Origin of the sequence: Pedobacter rhizosphaerae, assembly GCF_900111155.1 — a bacterium.
Taxonomy (GTDB): Bacteria; Bacteroidota; Bacteroidia; order Sphingobacteriales; family Sphingobacteriaceae; genus Pedobacter; species Pedobacter rhizosphaerae.
The window spans coordinates 47,130-68,238 of the sequence record NZ_FOGG01000010.1 but is presented as its reverse complement, the minus strand read 5'-3'; the positions used below and the strand labels follow the sequence as shown (position 1 = coordinate 68,238).

Below are 21,109 nucleotides of genomic sequence, written 5' to 3'. Positions count from 1 at the left end.
GAATCAGATTCATAGTACGATCCATTAATGCAATCGATTGTATTTCACTATCTATGATAATACCAAATTCTAACCAAATCAAAACCAACCTTTTGAATCTATCACGAAGATAGCAAGAGGTTTAACTTAACTTTTATGAGAAGACTTTTACTGATTACGGTGAATTTAATCCTCTGTATTTCAGCCTTGGCGCAGACATTAAGGATTAATGGAAAGGTAGTTGACGAAAAAAACAGACCACTGGTTGGTGCTTCAGTGATGCAAAAAGGTGCCTCCAATGGGAGCACTACAGATGCCAACGGTAAATTCCAGTTGCAGCTTTCTACCACCGCAGAAAGAATTTTATTGGTCAGGTATGTAGGCTATAAGAGCAAAGAGATCAAATTAGGTAGCCAAACACAGATCAGTATCCAGTTGGAGGAAGATGCCTCCACCTTGAGCGAAGTAGTTGTCAATGTAGGGTATGGCACAGTTTCCCGCGAAAGGCTGGCTGGATCAGTATCTTCAATCAAGGCGAAAGATGTGGCAGACTTTCCTGTATCAAGTTTGGCTGAAGCACTTGCAGGTAAATTAGCTGGGGTATCTGTCGCACAGAACGAAGGAGCCCCAGGAGCGGATTTTCAAATCCTAATAAGGGGTGGTACATCTGTGACACAAGACAACGCACCACTATATATTGTAGATGGTGTACCATTGGAAAGAGCACTTTCCATCATATCACCCTCAGAGATTGTATCTATTGATGTATTAAAGGATTTAGCTTCAACTTCTATCTATGGCGCGCGTGGTGCAAATGGTGTAGTGATCATAACCACAAAAAGTGGCAGACCCGGGAAGCCTGTAATTTCGTTCGATACCTATGCAGGAATACGAAAAATTACCAATTATGTTGACATGATGAATCCGTATGATTACGTGCGTACGCAATATGATATGAATATGATTCATTTCAGTGGCAGTGTTGTTACTGACACCGCTACAGTAAACGGTTTTAAAAGACGTTATGGTAACTTTGAGGATTTTGATATTTATAAAAGTTTTCCTGTTGTGAACTGGCAATCAAGGGTATTTGGAAGGGCGGCATTCTCCAATACACAGAATCTGAATCTTAGTGGTGGTGCTCAGGGAAGTACCTACAGTTTTAGTGTGAACAGAACTGATGAACAAGGTATCATGCTGGCATCAGGCCTTACTAGAACATTTGCTACTTTCCGGTACGACAATGACTTATCCAAAACCTTCAAGGTCGGGATAAATGCCAGATATAGTGATCAACTTGTCACTGGGAACGGAACCTCTATTAGCGGATCGAACGGTGGTTTACAAAACTCTGCAAGATTTCAACCTTACGAAGGAGTGAGTAATCTCTCTCAGAGAAGTGATGATGCGCTGTTTGAAGATCAGATTGATCTGACGACTCCAGTTGGAGCAGCAACGAGGGATCAGCGTTTAAATAAGAATTTAGACCTAATTACCAGCGGTTACATCAATCTTAACATTTCTCCAAAATTCACTTTCAGATCGAATGTCGGTTACCGCGTAGGCACTAATGAAAACAATTCATTTAGAGGGGTGGTACAGTATGAATCATCCAGTTTTTCCAGATATGGGAACTATAAGGAACAGCCTTTTGTAGAGTTAAACGATTCGAAGACAATTGGCATCAATAATAGTAACACCTTGAATTATCGCACCACCTTTAACAAGGATCATCGTCTGGAGGTACTTCTTGGGCAAGAGATCAATTTGTTGAATGTAAACAGTTACGGACAAAGAATTAATTATTTTCCTTCTAATGTTAATTGGGAACAGGCCTTCGGCAATATACAACAGGCCAATGCCCCCCAGGGCTTTATACAGCCCTCACCAACCAACAATGTACAGAGCGAAAGACTGCTATCTTTCTTCGGGAGAGCAATGTATTCCTATAAGTCAAAATATAATCTTAACTTCTCAATAAGGCGTGATGGATCCTCTAAATTTGGACCTGACAATCGATGGGGGGTATTTCCATCAGGGCAGGCGGCCTGGAGACTGTCTGATGAATCGTTTTTTAAAGCCCTTAAATTAAACTGGCTGAACAGTGTTAAGATTAGGGCAAGTTATGGGACCGCAGGTAATAATAGGGTTAACAGTGATAGGCTATTTGCAACAATTTTTGCTACAAGCTCATCTCTGGGGGGTTACGCGGAAACAGACAATTCGCAAACTGCCGGTTTGTATCCTACGGCACTCCAAAACAGCAACCTGAAATGGGAAACAACCGTATCGAAAAATATTGGACTTGATTTGGATTTACTTGGCTCCAAATTAACTGCCTCTGTTGACCTCTATTCCAATACAACAAATGATCTGTTGTTGAATACCAATATTCCACAACAGATGGGATACAGCCAGCAAACACAGAATATCGGTTCAACAAGGAACAGGGGGCTGGAATTTCAACTTAATTATCAGGCCATTTCTACAAAAAAATTTAGCTACAACACCTCCTTTAATATTTCATTCAACAGAAATGTCGTACTTAAGCTAAATCAGGCAGGTTCAGCTGATTACGGTTACGCTGTAACATCAGGATGGGGAGTGCAGGGGACTGATTTTTGGGTACAGGTTGGTAAGCCTGTGGGCCAGTTTTACGGTTTTGTATCTGATGGCTTTTACACTCTTGATGATTTTGATCGCACATTTTACGAATCGGAACTTGCTGCAGGAAGGAGAACCTGGAGATTAAAACCTGGCGTTGCCAGTGACGCTGCGGCATTAAACCAAGGAGTTTTTCCAGGAGTTATGAAACTTAAGGACCTCAATGGTGATGGAATTATAACTGATGCTGATAAAACAGTATTGGGCGGTTATCAGCCTAAATTTTTCGGGGGTTGGAATAACCAAATTACCTATAAAGGTTTTGACTTAAGTGTTTTCGTTAATTTCTCTTATGGCAACAAAACCTATAATGCCAATAAAATTAATTTTAGTTCCAATTTTCAGGTGAACGGGAATAACTTCATGGAAAAGTTTAAGAATAGATATCAGTATTTTGATGCAACAGGTGCCCCAATTCTCAATTGGGATGCATTGCAAGCTGCCAATGTCAATACAACTACTTATGCACCAACATATGGTTTCCGACTGCCCGTATCTGAAGCAATTGAAGACGCCTCATTTTTACGCATAACCAATGTGACCTTGGGTTATACTTTGCCTTCAAAGCTCATCCAGCGAACAAAGGTATTGTCCAAACTCCGGATTTATGCTACCGTAAATAACCTCTATACATTTACCAGATACAGTGGGTTTGACCCCCAGGCTAATACAAGGTTCAGCCCCCTAACGCCTGGTGTTGACTATAATGCCTATCCGAGAAATAGGTATATGCTCGCTGGTCTTAATGCTACATTTTAATCGTTTTAGTTATGAAATCAATAAAAAAACATATTGTACTTTCGCTAGCTATTGTTAGCATTGTTTTCTCTTCCTGTAAGAAATATTTGGACTATCAATCACCATCCAGATTAAATATAGATGATACTTTTGAGAGTGTAGATTACACCAATTCTGTAATTCTTGGGGTTTATAACAAGGCTGCTGGATCAAGAGTTTATGGCGCTAATCTTTCCGTTTATTTTCCACATGGGGCAGATGATTTCTGGATCAGGGGATCTGCAAATTATGACGCATCAGGCCAAAATGCAGTATCTACCTATGGTGGAAACTCAGCAAACAATAATATCTACAATACCTTCATTCAGTTATATGAAGGGGTTGAACGAGCTAATATTGCTTGCAAGTATATCCCTTCTTCTAGATTATATGCATCTGGCAGTGCTGATGAGAAAATTAAATTAAAAAGATATTATGGCGAAGCACTTACTTTACGGGCTCTTTTTTATTTTGAACTTTTGCGAAACTGGGGTGATGTGCCGGCCTCATTCGTTCCTGCTGCGGATTTAGAAAGTCAATTTTCGACACATGTAAATCGGGACAGCACCTATGATCGCATCCTGGAGGATCTGAAACTCGCATCTACACTAGTGGGATGGCGCTCGGAATTGACAGCTTACAAGAGTTATCGGTTTACTAAAGGTGCAATAAAAGCGCTACGGGCCAGAATTGCACTTTTTAGGGGCGGGTATTCTTTACGTACGGAAAGTAAAACCATGCAGAGAAGTGCCGATTACCTGAAATACTACCAAATTGCTTTTGATGAATGTAATGAGGTAATTAAGGCCAATCAACATCAGCTCAATCCGGTTTATGAAAACATATTTAAATCTCTTCACTCTGGTACTACCCGCTTTGACGATGCAGGTGAATTGATGTTTGAAGTCGCGATGTGGGGAGCAATAAATGACAGCGATCTTGCCCGCATCTTAGGGCTTTCTTTTGCATCCAGTGCTGATCCTTGGGGGACTGGCGGTGGGGGAGCTAGAGCGGTACCAAGTTATATCTATGAGTTTGCTAAAGGTGATAGTAGACGGGATGTTACGCTAGGATTTATTGAAGTGAAGGATGGAGCATTTATGAGTCCTGTGAGCATGATTAATCTTACTTGCGCAAAGTTTCGAAAATCATGGACACAATTTGATAAGAATTCGCCAAGCTTGCAGTTTGGAGTAAATTTTCCAATTATCCGTTACGCTGATGTCCTGCTGATGTATGCAGAAGCTGCAAATGAATTGGGTAATCTGTCTGGAGTATTAACACCTTTGGCTGCACTTCAGCAAGTGCAAAGGAGAGCCTACGGAAGTAATCCTCTTCCGATTACAGCAACCGATAAAGCTGGATTTTCTGATGCTATCGTAAAGGAACGATTATTGGAGTTTGGTGGTGAATCAATCCGCAAATATGATTTGATTCGTTGGAATCTGCTCAATACTAAGATTTTGGAAGCCAGGGAAAAAATGAAACTTATGGCATTGAATGCACCAACAGCTAACAATCCCTACAACGATATATCGGAATTCATTTATTTCAAACCGACCCTTTTCAGAAACGGCAGGATTTCAGATGAATATGCGGCTCTGGATTTATATGGAGGAAATAATGATGCGGTATATTATAGTAAAAATACCGTTAACCCAGGTGCCGCATATAGAAGTGTTTGGTGGAGAAGGGAGTTGGGAAGCTATTCCGGCGCAACTCTTACTTCCGATTTTTTAAATAATCCCAATTCTGGTTACATGAACAAATTTGAAGCCAATAAAAAGGAGCTTTTGCCATACCCTAACCTAGTTATTATTGAGAACCGAGGGGGGATTGTACAGAATTTCGGATGGTAATTTAATATCAAACAACTTAATAAATTAAACGATGAGAATCATAACTAAAAATATGCTTCTGCTCTATATGCTTTCTTTGATTGCAATTATAGGGGCTTGTAAGCGTAATATTGATGGTTTCGTAGAAGATCCATCAACAAGTAGGGCATTTATCCCAGCTAACCTTAAGGTCCGGACTGTACAAGATTCCGCGATCGTTTCCTGGAACCTTGGGGCCTTGGCGAGCGGCAAGAAGTATACCTATAAAGTTGAGTTTGCCACCGATACACTTTTTAAAAATATAGAATACACACAAACAACCGATACTCTTGCGGTAAAGTTGGTTGATCCAGTATTAACAGTCAACAAGACTTATTTTGCGAGAGTAAGAGTTGAACCTTTCCAGTCAGCAGCAGCATCTAGATGGGTAAATACAAGTTCATTTAGAATTTCAGGGCAACAGTTCCTAAAAATTATACGTGACTTTGAAATTACCGAAACCTCTGTAAAACTGCATTGGCAAGTTAATGCAGCAACTACGGGGATTAATAAAATTGCACTGATAAATGGCAGTGTTACCACAATTATTGACATTACTGCAGCTGAAGCACAAGCAGGAGAAAAAAATCTCAACGGACTAATCCCGGATACGCGCTATACTGTACAGTTAATTGCAGATAAGAAGAGTAAGGGCTTAGCTTCCTTTTCGACCTTAAAAACTCCTGTATATACCAAAACGCTTTCGCCAAGTGATAATCTGGAGTCTGCTATCACTTCAGCAGCAGATGGAGAGGTGATTGGGTTGAATCCTGGTCTCTATACTATATCATCATTCTTAAGTATCGCTGGAAAGGGGATTACCTTGCGCTCGATTACCAATAATCCCGCGAACACCAAAATCAGATTTCGAGAACTTAGCCTGGTTGGTGATAGTGCCGGAGTAAATTTGATTGGTCTGGATATCGACGGGAATTATGGTGGTGCATCCAACAGCGGAGCATTCCTGCATTTAAAGGGTGCAGGTGCTAATGGAAATGCTGCAGCGTTTAAAAGTATTCGTGTTGAAAATTGTTGGATACATAATTATACCCGTGCTTTAATGCTGGGTAATTATGGCCCTTCTGTAAGTGGCTCAACACCCAATGCACATGTGCTTAAAAACTTCAACATAATAAACTCGAAGATATATGATATAAATCCTACAGGAATAGATAGTTATTATGTACTTAGTTTAGAAAGGTTGCAAGTCATAAATCTAAACATTTCCAAATCTACTTTTTATAATTTGGGTTGTGGACTAATCAATTTAAGCTGGACCCTGACGGGTGTTGAGTTACCTATTGTAACAATAGATTATTGTACATTTAATAATATTGGCTCACAGAATAAGTATTTACTCGTGGAGGCAGCCAATAGAATTACTTTCAATCTGAGAAATTCGATTTTAGCTAACTCACCATTGCAAGGACAGACGATTAATAATGTTGCGTTCAAAGCTGGAGCATCTAGTGTACTGAATTTCAGTAACAGCAACTTTTTTAAACTCAATACCGCCTCAGGAGGAACAAAACTTTCCTTAACCGGCCTTGCACAATCTTCAAATTATGAAATAGACTTGGGCTGGTCTGGATCAACAACAGATTTCAGTTTGGTTTCCTTGCCCCCAAATAGTCCATTGCATAAAGCCAGTACCGCATCCAACACGGTTGGCGATCCTCGGTGGGCTTATTAGGTTAAACTTATGAATTTGCTAAGAAATATGTATTGAAAATATAACTAGCCCCACATTAAACGATGTTTAGTGTGGAGGCTTTTAATGTAAACTTTGCTTTAACTTTAAATTTAACTGATGCTTAAAATTAACTTTTCTAAAGTCTTGACCTTCCTACTCTTCTTTGCTACCTATGCAGCGGCACAGCAAGCACCAAATAGTAAACTCACCTTATGGTATGATAAGCCTGCAGCTAACTGGAATGAAGCGCTTCCCATAGGAAATGGTCCTTTGGCTGCTATGATTTATGGAAACCCAATCGCTGAGCAGATTCAGCTAAATGAGGAGACTATCTGGGCTGGTGAACCAGGTAACAATATTCTTCCTGAGGTATATCAACCCATACAGAACATTCGCAAACTGCTTTTTCAAGGAAAATATAAAGAAGCCCAGGATTTGTCCAATACTGTTTTTCCACGATCTTCGCCCAAGGAAAGTAATTATGGTATGCAATATCAAACTGCTGGAAATTTACTAATTAATTTTTCCGGTCAGGGAGATATTGATAGTTTTCGGCGCGACCTCGACATCGGAAGGGCCATCTCGACAGTTAGTTATGTGGCGAACGGAATTAAATATAAAAGAGAGTATTTGGCTTCCATGACCGACAGAGTAATTCTTATTCGTTTAACCGCCGACAAACCCGGGAGCATATCTTTTGATTTAGGGATGAATAGCCCTTTCAAATCATATCTTGTTGAAGCTAAGAAGAATCAACTCTCTCTGTCTGCAGTTTCTTCAAGCGTAGATAATAAAGTTGGTAAATTGCGATTTAGGGTTCAAGTGACGCCAAAGATAGAGGGGGGCCAAATTATTTCCACTGGAGATAAATTGCAGGTTTCTAAAGCAAACGCAGTGACGATCTTTGTGTCAATTGGAACAAACTTTATTAACTATAAAAACATTTCAGGTAACGAAGTTCAAAAAGCTACTCAACACCTTCAACAAGCGATGAAAAAAAGCTACGTGGTATTGAAAGCTTCTCATATTAAGGAATATCAGAAATATTTTAATAGGGTGTCCCTTGACTTAGGGACCTCAGAATCGGTAAATAAGCCTACAGATGTCCGGATAGCCGAATTTGCAAAAGGTAATGACCCTGCATTAACCTCCTTGTATTTTCAATTTGGACGATATCTGCTAATATCTAGCTCATTTCCGGGTAGTCAGCCTGCCAATCTTCAGGGCAAATGGAACGATAAATTAAGCCCACCATGGGACAGTAAGTATACAGTAAATATCAATACGGAAATGAACTATTGGCCTGCAGAAGTTACTGCGCTTCCTGAAATGCACCAGCCTCTTTTCTCCATGTTGAAAGATCTTTCTCAAACTGGGAGGGAAAGTGCTCAACAAATGTACCATGCACGTGGGTGGAATCTTCATCACAATACAGATTTATGGCGAATAACGGGGCCAGTTGATGGGGGATTTTATGGCATGTGGCCAATGGGCGGAGCATGGCTTTCGCAGCATCTTTGGCAACATTATTTATATACCGGAGATAGGGCTTTTTTGAAGGAGATGTATCCTGTTTTAAAGGGGGCTGCACTGTATTATGTAGATGTGCTGCAGGAAGAACCCAGCCATAAATGGTTGGTGGTAGCACCTTCCATGTCTCCCGAGAACACTTATCAAAGCGGTGTCGGTGTGAGTGCAGGTACAACGATGGATAATCAATTGGTATTTGATGTCTTTTCAAATATAATTTCCAGTTCAAAAGCACTTAATCTGGATAAACGCTTTGCAGATACCATTAAAAATTTGATTAAGCGCCTACCACCCATGCAAGTGGGCCAGTACGGGCAGCTGCAGGAATGGCTAAGAGATCTGGATAGAAAGGATGACCATCACCGCCATGTATCCCATTTATATGGGCTGTTTCCAAGTGCCCAGATTTCTCCGTTTCATAAACCTGAACTGTTTGAAGCCGCTAAAAAGACTTTGATTATCCGTGGGGATAAATCTACCGGGTGGTCGATGGGCTGGAAAGTAAATCTCTGGGCGCGTTTACTAGATGGCAATAGGGCTTATAAACTAATTCAGGATCAGTTAAATCCGGCACCAGAAGAAACAAGCGGACAAAATGGTGGAACCTATCCTAACTTGTTTGATGCCCATCCGCCGTTTCAGATCGACGGAAACTTTGGGTGTACCTCAGGCATTGCCGAAATGCTTCTTCAGTCGCATGATGGGGCAGTACATCTGCTTCCTGCATTGCCAGATCAATGGAAACAGGGTAGTATTAAGGGCCTAGTGGCTCGGGGGGGATTTATTATTGATATGGATTGGAATGATGGAAAAGTAACTAGACTTAAAATCATTTCTAAATTGGGTGGAAACTGCCGGATCCGGTTGAGCGATGGCCTGAAATCCTTTTCAAATGTTAAATTAAATGCTGCGTCCGGGGAAAATCCCAATCCATTTTATGCTATTGCAAAGATCAAGGAACCTGTAATATCTGAAAAAGCTGTGATAGAAAAGGCCAGGGTTAAAGAGAGCCTTTTGTTCGATTTTAATACTACGGCTGGAGCTGTTTATGAATTTTGGAAGTAAAATAATGCACTTAAATTCCAAAAAGAAATGCCTGATTGTCATGCTGTTACTTAACAGCATGACAGTCTATGTGTAAGTTAAAGAATCAAATATCATTTGTTGAAAATATTTGGCAGGCATATTGAATCAATATACTCCCAAATTGCAGGATAAACTGCAGCTCTAGTCTTGGTCAGCCTACGCTTAAATCAATCCATCGCAAATACTTAAAAATAGTCTAAAAGCTTGTCCCAGGCTTTTCTTCAGGTAAGATATTGAGGTTGGCCCGGAACCTTCCAAATGATATTGGAACTTGATTAAAACTATTATTCATGTTATACTAGACTAACGTATGAAATTAATTATTGCATCCTTACTTTGAAAGATCACCAATTGCGTTTGACAACTGGATGAGTTTAATATTCTGAAGCCGTATTTCAGAACTCAACTGCTGCAATAGGCTCATCCTAAGTGATAGAAGATCTTGTGTGTAATATCCACCTTTTCCAAAGAGTAGCTTGGTTTCTTTATCAGCTGTTTCCGAAAGTTCTAATAATGTCCACCGTTTTCTAAGTAAAGTTGAAACTGCTTGAGTCGGTGGATTTTCTTCTGAGCTTTCCATCGTTAAGATGCTCCACACCAATGTTGGGAAATAGTTGGCATTTTTAGAGTTATTCCAGAGATCAGCTAGCAGGTTTCTTTGATGATAAAAACTAACCTTTTTCCTGTTATTGGTAAGTAAGGCGATTCCCAAAGCCGCAGATAAGGCTGATCCAGCAATGACCACAGTGTTTTGTGATTTTTGGTTGCTAATGATTAAAGGGGCAATGCCTGTTGTTGTACCTGAAAATATAGCAGCTATGGTGAGTGAATTATTTCTTTTGCTCCCTAGTGAGGATAGGTAATCATGTATTCTTGCAGCTCTGTAGACCTCACAATCCAGTTCCTCTGCTGTAGCATTTAAAAGATTCTGAGCCAAAAGGATTTTTTTAGTGATGCTCTCCTTTATCTCCAGTTGCTTAATTTTATTTTCACACCAGTGTTTTAGAAAGGGATAAATTATTGTGTCCAAGACCTTTCAATATTTTTTGATTTTCTCTTTCAAAGGAGTCGATCGGTTGGATAGAAGGAGTGATGCTGATGTCTAGTGCAATAGCACAATAATCATTTTGGAGAACTCTGGGCGCTTTTCTATTGTGCAAGGATAAGGCATACCCGGTTAACATAGTGCAAATTATCATACAAGTTGATAAATTGAGAACAATACCACGAGTTTTATACATTTCTGAACTTTTTAACATAATTTTTATGTAATAAGTATAAGCCTATAATAGATAAGGGCAGCAAGTGAAATCGGCCAAACGCTAATATCAACAGGCAGCAAGGGTAATTTGCCAGTTGAAATCTCATTTCATCCTTGCTATAGCATAGCTTCTCAATTTTGCAAGTTTGGCTCCATTGTTTTAGAGGTCAGGTATTTGGGGCTGCATTTCACGAATTTTTACCTATTGTAGCGGGATTCATTTTATCCTTCTATATTTGAATGTTTTCTATCATGGAAGATTGTTTTATAAATTCAATCTTCTAATCAGTTCTTCAAGGTGTCAAGGTAAAATAATACCGATTGTGCGATTTATCGAGAGGGAGTAGAATAAATTTTTTGCAATTTTTAATTTATGATATTGACCTTGTTCTTTACAGCAGTAGGGTTAATTAAATAAAAGATTTAAAACTTCAAATATTCAAAAGAGATTATGGGAATATCAAAGAAACAAGAACAGACTGAGGTGATTACTAGGATGAGGATGAAGAGGCTTTCGCTTGGTCTAAGTCAGAAATTTGTCGCCCAAAAATTAGGAATAAGCCAGCATGGGTATAGTAAATTGGAACTCGGATATTCTCAGTTGACTGTTGGACAACTTTTAATGCTTTTAGAAGTGTTTGAAGCAGAAGCTTACGAGTTGGTTGGTTATGTTGATTCCGAACTATTAACAAAAGGTAATTCAGAGGTTGAGGCTAGTATGTAAAGCACTATTAACACGAGCAATAGAATCGTTCAACTGGAAGGAACTAGCTTTTCAATAATTTCTTATATTTTGTCTTTTTAAACGAAGACTTTGAATAACAATTTTATCTACTAGTTTTGTAGAATATGCGTGTGGTTGAAACAAATGAAGAGGAATTGCTGGTTGCACTAAAACAGGGCAGTGCACAGGCTTTTTCAGTGATCTATAAATTGCATGTAAAAAAAATATACGCATTCACTTTAAACATTCTTAAATCACCAACAATAACTGAAGATGTCGTTCAGGAGGTCTTTATAAAACTATGGGAAAATGCAGCCCGGCTGGATGCTAATTCATCTCTATCCTCATATCTTTTCACCATTGCCAGAAATCTTTCCTTAAATGTCATACGTAAAGCCAGTAAGCAACAATGGATTGTTGATGAAATCGCTCTTCATGTTTATGATACAAGTGAAGATGGGCTGGCTTTTACCCAACGTAGGCAAACGCAAGGAATTCTAGAACATGCCATTTCTACCTTACCAAGCCAACGCAAGCGGATTTATGAACTGTGCCACGGTGAAGGCTATTCTTACAAAAAAGCAGCTGAAGAGCTTGGTGTTTCTGATAGTACCATTAATAGTCAGATGGTTAAGGCGATTAGAACCATTAAAACATATCTGTTAAAAAATGGTGCTTTACTTTTATTGCTGACGATAAAGTAAAGAAAAACCTCCTTTTACAAAATTTATTTTCATTTAGGGTAAATGTACCATACGTGTTATGTGTTATACTATTAAATACAAACAAATTGGAACATTCAATCAAGCAGCTTTTTTTAAAGTATTTGCAAAACTGTGCTTCCCAGCAGGAGATAGACAGGGTGCTGGAATTATTGGGCTCAGATAAATATGAGCAGGAATGGGAATCAGCATTAGCAGACTATTCGTCCGAATTTGAAAAAAAACCGCAAGAAATTGAATTGCTTAATGAGGTACAACTTTACAACAGAATAGCATCCCGTATTTCATCAAGATCGAAAATAGGTCTTTTTAAATGGGCTGGTTACGCTGCGGCATTACTATTGATTTCATTTATCAGTTATCAAATGTTAAGGCCTGTGGATATAAACCAATCGCCAAAATCAAAAGAAGCTACATCTTCTGCAATAAAACCAAGTGGACGTCAGTGGCTTAAGTTGCCTGACGGAACATCAGTACAGTTAAACCACGATAGTCGCATCGAATATCCAGGTACTTTTAGAGGAAAGAATATTAGAGAAGTAACCTTAATTGGAGAAGCTTTTTTTGACGTAGCGCATGATAAGGTACATCCTTTTGTAATTCATACCGGTGCCATTACCACTACAGTACTGGGTACGGCATTTAATATTTCTGCTTATGAGGGAGATAAATTCATTACCGTTACGGTTAGCCGGGGAAAGGTAATGGTGCAACATGATAATAAAACCTTGGCTGTACTTACACCCAATCAACAGTTAAGCTGGAATATGATTAAACAAAAAACTGAAAAATTACAGGTTAATGCTGAAAAGGTAAGCGAATGGAAGGCAGAAGACTTGATTATGGATGATATAACACTGGATCAGGCTGCAGATATGATAGCAAACCGTTTTAAGGTCAAGGTATTATTTAAAAATGAGCGGGTTAAAAGATGCCGTTTCACTGCAGCTTTTCTCAATCGCAATGATATTAACCAAGTGATGGAAGTCCTTTCAAATATAACAGGTGCCACGATCAGTTTGCAAGGAAATCAGTTATCAATAGATGGGCCTGGCTGCGAAAATTAAATATAGACTATAAAACCAACCAAAAAAGTAGATGAAGAAAAATATATCGCCAACTTAAAGCAAGATCTGATAAAAGTAAACCCCGGGTGCCACCGGGGCTTACAACAGTTTTAAATCATATCAATCGACAACCTAAAACCTTTGCAATGTATTATAAATATACACCTTTTGCAAGTCAATCCCTATTGACTTATTACCAACCTATAATCAAAAAACTGAGATTTTTTATGAAAGTAAATGCAGTCTTACTACTGATCTCCATTTTTACTATTGGCAGTCTGTTTGCAACGCCGGGTTCGGCGCAAAATCTTCAAGAGATTAATATTTCCTCTGGGTTTCCTTCAGGCAGCTTAAAAGATGCATTTTCCAGAATTGAAGCACAAACCGAATTTCGTTTTGCTTATCGTAATGAAGTCATTTCCGGATTAAAAGCGCCAGTACTGATAGCTAAAACAAGATCAGTTAAACAAATTTTGGATGAACTATTTGAACATAATGACCTCAAATATAAGGTAGTAAATAATAGCATTATTATTACCCGATCCACTATTGCAAGGGACGAACAAGGTTTTACCAGACAGGAAATTACCGGAGTTGTTAAAGATGAAAAGGGACAAGAGATGCCGGGGGTTTCTGTAAGGGTTAAAGGTAAGGCAGTGCAAACCATTACAGATGGTAGAGGTGCATTCAGGATACAGGCCTCAACAGATGATGTTCTGGTATTCAGTTATATTGGTTATGCAAGCATAGAAACCAAGGTAAGTGCCGGTACAACAATTAACATCAGTTTAAAACCTGAAGCTGGAACGCTGGATGCTGTTGTGGTAATTGGTTATGGTACAACTACTAGGAGGGCAAATACAGGTTCGGTGACTTCTGTAAGTGCAGCCCAGATCGCCAACCAGCCAGTAGCAGATCCCTTAGCTGCCTTACAAGGCCGAGTTGCCGGACTTGATATTTCTTCAATTACAGGCTATCCAGGTTCTGGTTATACTGTTAGGCTAAGAGGCCAGAACTCCATCTCTTCGGGTAATGATCCACTTTATATCGTTGATGGGGTACCCTTTATTTCAGAGAGCTTATCAAGTTTTAATGCTGCCAATGGTGCTCAAACTCCCTTAAGCAGTATCAACCCAAGTGATATTGAACAAATTGATATATTAAAGGATGCCGATGCAACTGCCATTTATGGATCCAGGGGCGCCAATGGTGTTATCCTGATTACTACAAAAAGAGGAAAGGCCGGCAAACCAGAATTTAACGCGAATGTTTATACTGGTATTTCTTCGATTAATAAAAGGGTAAAAATGCTCAATGGTGCCGAGTATCTGGCAATGAGACGTGAAGCTTATGCCAATGATGCAGTAACACCAACAGAAACCCAGGCGCCAGATTTACTGCTATGGGATCAAAATCTCGATCAAAACTGGCAAGATAAGTTAATCGGAGAATCAGGGAATTTAACCGAGTTGCAGTTAGGTTTTAAAGGAGGTAATGAACAAACCAATTATTTGATCAGCGGAACTTTTAGGGACGAAAAAACGGTTCTTCCCGGAGATCTTGGTTATAAAAGAGGTGCCTTAAATCTTTCCTTAAATCATAGTTCGCTGGATAAGAAGTTCCAGTTTACAAGCTCTTTGAAGTATACACTCGATCAAAATAATAATTTGCCAAGTGATGTAACTAGTTTTTTCAATTTGGCCCCCAACTTTCCCATATATGATGCACTAGGCAATTATTACTGGGTTGGAAACGAGCAAAACCCAATGGCCTATTTCGAGCGAACCAACGTTACCAATACTACCAATATTTTTGGAAATACCTCATTAAGTTATGAACTTATCCGTGGCCTTACAGCAAAGGTTAGCGCTGGTTTTAACAGGATGAACATGGATCAAACCCAAACTTTTCCAAAATTGGGTTTTAATCCTCTAACCTATAGCGGAAGCTCAGCAAATTATGGTGATGGAAAACTCAATTCCTATATTGTAGAGCCACAACTAAACTATAACTTAAACCTTGGTAAAGGCAAACTTTCGGCTTTGATTGGCGGAACATGGCAGCATAGTTTAAGGGAGACGCAGTCGCTTGTTGGTAGTGGTTATGTAAGTGATCAACAGCTCGACAATATTAAGGCAGCAACTTTAATTACGCCTCGTACCTACACATATACTAAATATCGCTATACTTCGGTTTTTGGTCGTTTAACTTATAATTGGGATGAAAAATATATCGTTAACGGAACTTTCCGCAGAGATGGCTCTTCTAAATTTGGACCCAATAACCGATTCGGGAATTTTGGTGCAGTAGGTGCGGCCTGGTTATTTGCTAATGAATCTTTCATTAAGGATAACCTTTCCTTTTTAAGCTTTGGTAAACTAAGGGGGAGTTTCGGAACCGTGGGTAACGATCAAATCGGGGATTATCAGTTTCTGGATAGCTGGTCGCCTACAAGCTACCCGTATGGAGGTATTGGTGGTATTGCACCAAGCCGTTTCCCAAATCCAAATTATAGTTGGGAAGTGAACAAAAAAATAGAGGCTGGTCTGGATCTTGGATTTTTCAATGAAAGATTACTTTTAACGACAAATTTTTACAGAAACCGATCAAATAATCAATTGATTGGGAGTACCCTTTCTTCTCAGTCAGGCTTTACGCAATATCAAGCCAATCTTCCAGCTTTGGTAGAAAACAAAGGATTGGAAATTGAACTGAGTTCGGTTAATGTAAGAAAGGAAAAATTTTCCTGGAATACTTCATTTAACATAACTTTCGCACGCACAAAATTACTGGAATACCCGGATCTTGCAAATTCGGCCAATGCTAATCGTTTTGTAATCGGCCAGCCTATTGCTATTGTAAAGGGTTTTGATTTTCAGGGTATTAACCCTGCCACTGGGGTGCCAGAATTTAGGGACTTAAATGGTGATAAGGCAATTTCAGATCCTGCAGATCTGGTGGTGATTGGAAACAGCATGCCCAAATTTTACGGAGGTTTACAAAACAGCTTTACCTATAAGAACTTCAGCTTCGATTTCTTTTTCCAATTTGTCAAGCAGGAAGGACCGAGTTTAAATTATGGCTACCTGAGCTATTCGAACGGCTACCCATTAAGAAACAAAGATATTAGCGCTTTGGAAAGGTGGACGACCCCTGGAAACCAGGCTTCTATTCCTGGAGCAAGCTCAACCGCTGGCAAACCAACCTATACCGCATACCAGAATAACTATCGTCTCTCAAGTGCCAACTGGGTAGATGCTTCATTTATCAGATTGAAGAATGTTTCGCTAAAATACAACTTCTCGGAAATGCTAAAGAGCTGGAAGTTCAATAACATCAGCTTATACCTTCAGGCACAAAACCTATTTACCATTACCGGATATGATGGCTTTGATCCGGAAACGAAAGGATATGCACTTCCTCCGTTAAGTATTTATACAGCAGGACTACAGGTTTCATTCTAATCCTTAAAATCAAATCAAAATGAAAATTATCTATTATATATTATCGATTGCAGTGTTAAGTTCAATTGTGTCCTGCAAAAAATATGTCGACATAGAAGATCCGAAAGATCAATTGGTTACAGGAAGCGTTTTTACTACTGATGCCACTGCAACCTCGGCCATGGTTGGAATCTACAGCGATATGAATGCTTTTAATTATCAGTTTGCCAATGTACTTACCAGTTTTACCTGTGCTATGGCTGCAGACGAATTTGTATATTCCTCGGTACTAGCCAATTTCGATGAGTTCAAGAATAATGCACTTACACCAGGCAATACCTATGTAGGGTTAATGTGGTCTTCGCCATACAATTTTATTTATCGTTCAAATGCTATTATTGAAGGGGTAAATGCCTCTACGACTTTAAGCCCAGCAGTAAAAAATCAGCTGCTGGGTGAAGCGAAGTTTATGAGGGCTTTTTGCCATTTTTATCTGGTTAATTTCTTTGGAGATGTTCCGCTAATCTTAAATACCGATGTATTAACCAATACCAGCAAAGCGAGAACGCCAAAGGCAGAAGTTTATGCCGCTATTATTCAGGATTTAAAAGATGCTAAACAACTTTTAGTATTGGCCTATCCTGGAAATGGCGAACGCATTCGTCCGAATAAAACTGCTGCTACACTTTTACTTTCACGGGCATACCTTTATATTGGCAACCATGCGCTGGCCGAAACTGAAGCCAGTGAGGTAATTGCCACTACTAGCCAGTATTCGCTATTGAAAAATACTGATCCGAACAATGCAGCACATATGAGCAAGGTCTTTTTAAAGAACAGCAATGAAGCGGTATGGCAGCTTCAGGTTGTAAATACACTCGGCGGCCGGAATACCTGGGAAGGCAATACACTGATTTCTACCGGAGCACCTTTTTATCGTTTAACTAAAGGCTCTTTAGGCCTGGAAACAGGTTTCGAGGCGGGAGATAAACGCTTTACCAACTGGGTTGGAGAGTACTCTACTAGCGCAACTCCACCGGTAATTCATCGTTATCCTTTCAAATATAAAGTAAGGGTTGGAGCTTCTGGTGCTGCTGCAACAGAATATTCCATGGTGCTCAGGTTTGCCGAGGCCTATCTCATCCGTGCAGAAGCAAGAATTCAACTCAACAAGTTATCAGAAGCGAAAGATGACCTGAACATTATTCGTGACCGTGCAGGCTTATCTCCGCTTGCCACTGCCACATCGCAGGCGATTGCTATGACTCAGGTAGAGCAGGAAAGAAGGGTAGAGCTATTTTCAGAATGGGGGCATCGCTGGTTAGATTTGAAACGATGGAAAAGTTTATCGGGAGATGCAAGCAAAACACGTGCGGATGATATATTATCTCAAAGCAAAACTACATGGAAATCGACAGCCGTTTTATTTCCAATACCAAATGAGCCTATGCGTACTAATCCAAATATGGTTCAAAATCCTGGATATAATTAGATATGATACCTATGAAAAAGTCAATACTTGGTTTTTTGATCCTGTTTTCTGTAGTTTTGCAGACTCAGGGTCAATCTTTATCCATCAATCCAACCAAAGTACAACGTGGTGATTTGATCACGATCACTTACGATCCTAGTCTGGCTGATGGGAAGATTGCAGCCGATGCCCCTTCTGTAACAATCGTTTTTACCTATTCAACGTTTTATGATCTTCCCTGGAAAATGCCCATGATACGGGAAGGGAATAAATGGAAAGCTACCTTTGTAGCCGGCAGGTTTGCCACTTTTGCTACTTTTTATCTCCAAAACGGGGAAGAAATACAAAAGCCCGCAACGGATCGACACTATACTTTACCCGTATACGATGGCGAAAAAAGGGTTAAAAACAGTTTGCTGCATGAATCCTATAGCCTGTCTGCCCAAATGCCCAAGTCGCCAAATTTGCAAGCCAACAAGTTAGTGTTATTAAATCATGAACTGATTAATTACCCGGATAATTACGAAGCTAAAGTAGCGCAACTCGTAGTGAAAATGGCAATGGCCAGCAAGCCTGAAGAAAAATTAAGGTTCAGGCAGGAGGCCCGTAAAATTATTGCCAATAAACTCGAAGAGAATCCTACGTTGCCTGGAAATGTTAACCTGGTAACGATGGGCTACCTGATGATTGGAGAAAAAACCAGATTGGATTCAGTTCGAAAGGTAATTATGGACCGTTTTCCGGATGCTGATTTATCCAAAGACCTTCGAGCCGGTATTATCGCCAAAGAAAAAGATCCTAAGGTTCGGGTAGCAAAATTAGAGGCTTTGTTGAAAAAAAGTGATGATCTCGGTGAGGAAGGATCGGAAGGTATCCATAAGATGTTATTTGAATATTATGCTTCGGTTAAAGACGCAGCAAAAGCGCTTTATCATGCTTCAAAATTATATACTAAAGCCAATCCATACACTCCTGAAACCTTCAAAAATATATCTGCAAAGCTAACGGCCAATGAAATTGCACCTGAAGCGGCCATAATTTATGCTGATAAATCTTTAGCACTGGCAGACCAGTGGCCAGTGGGAATTATCAGATACTTCCCAGAATTTGGTCATATTCCATCGTATGTGGCAGACAGCACCCGAAAACAGGCAGTTGCAGAAGCAAAGTCAGCACTATATTCATTAAAAGCATTAAATTATATCAGACTACAAGGATTAGATTCGGCTAAAATATTAGCTAATAAAGTCGTAAAAATATCTGATGGAAGAGAAGCGCTAATAAACAGTGCAAATGTATTTGCAGGCCTTGGCGAAAATGAACTCGCTTTTAAAACGCTTTGGAGATTGCTGGTTAAAAATCCTACTGACTCGGTGGTTTTAAAAAGTGCAAAGGATTATTTTTTGAAATACAACAGCTCTGAAGATGCTTTTAGAACAAAAATTTCAGAACTTGAGAAACTTGAAATTGCACAGCTCCAGGCTACAACAAAAGCTCTGATGATGAACAAGCCTGGGCCAGAATTATCTGGATTGGTTACTTTGGAAGGAAAGCCAGTTACCCAACAAATGATGGCAGGGAAGATTGTTATTCTTGATTTTTGGGCTACCTGGTGTGTGCCTTGTATGCAAGAAATGCCCTATTTTCATAAGGTTTACGAAAAATACAAAAATAATTCCAATGTGATGTTTATGGTGGTTAATAGCGGATCAAACAATACCATACAAGATGCCCAGAAATGGGTGAAGCAAAATCCACAATATAAGTTTCCGGTTTACTTCAATAACGATAAAAATATTGGCGAAAAGTTAGGTTTTACTGTGATTCCTACCATTGCAGTAATTGATCAGGCCGGCAAGTTACAATTTAGAACTATCGGATTTGAAGGCGAAATATTACAGAAAAAACTCGACGCACAAATTTCGGTATTGCTTCAGGGTAAGAGTGAAGGAAAATAACCTTCAAATACATTTGTGTAAATGAAACATTAGCCTTCAGATTTATCTGAGGGCTGATGTTTCATTACCTAAAACAAAAGCAAATAGTTCGATAGTCAACCCCAGAATGGATCTTATGGCTGGTCATTTGACTCAATAGTGGATTATCATCTTTGAAATTCAGGTTGTTTTACTGGTTGATATTCTTATTTATAACGCCATAACTCCAATATTCTAGTATTTTCATCTCATTGTTTGCGAAGCATGACCTACTTGGCTGTGGGTTCACCACTAATAGGTGTATGGATTGACTCGCGCAATAGCCAATCGAGCCATGAACAATTTTAATTCCGAGTTATCGAGTAATTGGAATAGAATTCGCATCAATTTTTTTGAAATGTCCTCATTCACGAGATGAAATTCGCCAGCATTTTGCTGCTGCGCGTTCAAGACGCGCATACAGTGGGGTTGGAAAATAGCTATTTAGGAATGGTAAATCGACTTTGTGGTTAGACCATTTTCTCGATTCTAAGGTTATGGTTAAGATATGTTGTATCACAGTGAATGATCGACAATTTCGTTAGATAGTGAATGGTCGTAACGTATCTTCTCAAATTCAGAAGCAGCTAGTCTTAGAGCAGTAATTTCAGACAGCTCATAGAAAGATATTCCCTGGCTACCTTTATTCATAAGGTAATTGATTCTTAGGAGTGCTCTTCTATAAGATTCAATACTAGTAATTGCGTTCATGATCAGATTTTTGATTTCTAAATTTATAAACAGCTAATTTTTTCTAATGATTTAATTTTAAACATCCTGTTGAAAAGTAACTGCTGAGCACTACCTCCGAGAAGACCCCTTCGGAAAAAGATGAAGTA

The 21,109-nt window shown here is 39.4% G+C and carries 11 protein-coding genes; 10 read left to right on the top strand and 1 reads right to left on the bottom strand.

The features are described from left to right. Positions 1–135 precede the first annotated feature (135 nt). The 4 genes from BMX11_RS10125 (at position 136) to BMX11_RS10110 (ending at position 9,585) form a co-directional block, all read left to right on the top strand. Positions 136–3,402: a SusC/RagA family TonB-linked outer membrane protein gene (locus BMX11_RS10125; protein ID WP_090883911.1), complete on the top strand. Its 3,267-nt coding sequence runs from the start codon at positions 136–138 to the stop codon at positions 3,400–3,402. Positions 3,403–3,413: 11 nt separating this feature from the next. Continuing rightward, positions 3,414–5,279: a RagB/SusD family nutrient uptake outer membrane protein gene (locus BMX11_RS10120; protein WP_090883910.1), complete on the top strand. Its 1,866-nt coding sequence runs from the start codon at positions 3,414–3,416 to the stop codon at positions 5,277–5,279. 31 nt (positions 5,280–5,310) lie between these two features. Then, positions 5,311–6,990 carry a DUF4957 domain-containing protein gene (locus BMX11_RS10115; RefSeq protein ID WP_090883909.1) on the top strand — a complete coding sequence of 560 codons (1,680 nt, stop codon included), beginning with the start codon at positions 5,311–5,313 and terminating at the stop codon, positions 6,988–6,990. 117 nt (positions 6,991–7,107) lie between these two features. Then, positions 7,108–9,585 carry a glycoside hydrolase family 95 protein gene (locus tag BMX11_RS10110; protein WP_090883908.1) on the top strand — a complete coding sequence of 826 codons (2,478 nt, stop codon included), beginning with the start codon at positions 7,108–7,110 and terminating at the stop codon, positions 9,583–9,585. A 352-nt stretch (positions 9,586–9,937) separates the two neighbouring features. On the opposite strand, the gene BMX11_RS10105 is transcribed toward BMX11_RS10110, so the two are convergent. Next, positions 9,938–10,636, bottom strand: coding sequence for a hypothetical protein (locus BMX11_RS10105; RefSeq protein WP_090883907.1), 699 nt, complete (start codon positions 10,634–10,636; stop codon positions 9,938–9,940). Between the two features lie 682 nt (positions 10,637–11,318). On the opposite strand from BMX11_RS10105, the gene BMX11_RS10100 reads away from it, so the two are divergent. The 6 genes from BMX11_RS10100 (at position 11,319) to BMX11_RS10075 (ending at position 20,252) form a co-directional block, all read left to right on the top strand. Then, the gene (locus BMX11_RS10100) at positions 11,319–11,591 is read left to right on the top strand and encodes a helix-turn-helix domain-containing protein (RefSeq protein WP_090883906.1); all 273 of its coding nucleotides are present in this window, start codon (positions 11,319–11,321) and stop codon (positions 11,589–11,591) included. 125 nt (positions 11,592–11,716) lie between these two features. Further along, a complete protein-coding gene (locus tag BMX11_RS10095; RefSeq protein WP_090883905.1) occupies positions 11,717–12,295 on the top strand; it encodes an RNA polymerase sigma factor in 579 nt (192 codons plus the stop codon). Positions 12,296–12,381: 86 nt separating this feature from the next. Beyond that, a complete protein-coding gene (locus tag BMX11_RS10090) occupies positions 12,382–13,380 on the top strand; it encodes a FecR family protein (RefSeq protein WP_090883904.1) in 999 nt (332 codons plus the stop codon). 227 nt (positions 13,381–13,607) lie between these two features. Beyond that, positions 13,608–16,844 (top strand): TonB-dependent receptor, encoded by a 3,237-nt coding sequence (locus tag BMX11_RS10085; protein ID WP_245738632.1) that lies wholly within the window; start codon positions 13,608–13,610, stop codon positions 16,842–16,844. 19 nt (positions 16,845–16,863) lie between these two features. Next, the gene (locus tag BMX11_RS10080) at positions 16,864–18,315 is read left to right on the top strand and encodes a RagB/SusD family nutrient uptake outer membrane protein (protein ID WP_090883902.1); all 1,452 of its coding nucleotides are present in this window, start codon (positions 16,864–16,866) and stop codon (positions 18,313–18,315) included. Positions 18,316–18,326: 11 nt separating this feature from the next. Further along, positions 18,327–20,252: a TlpA family protein disulfide reductase gene (locus BMX11_RS10075; RefSeq protein ID WP_090883901.1), complete on the top strand. Its 1,926-nt coding sequence runs from the start codon at positions 18,327–18,329 to the stop codon at positions 20,250–20,252. Positions 20,253–21,109 lie beyond the last annotated feature (857 nt).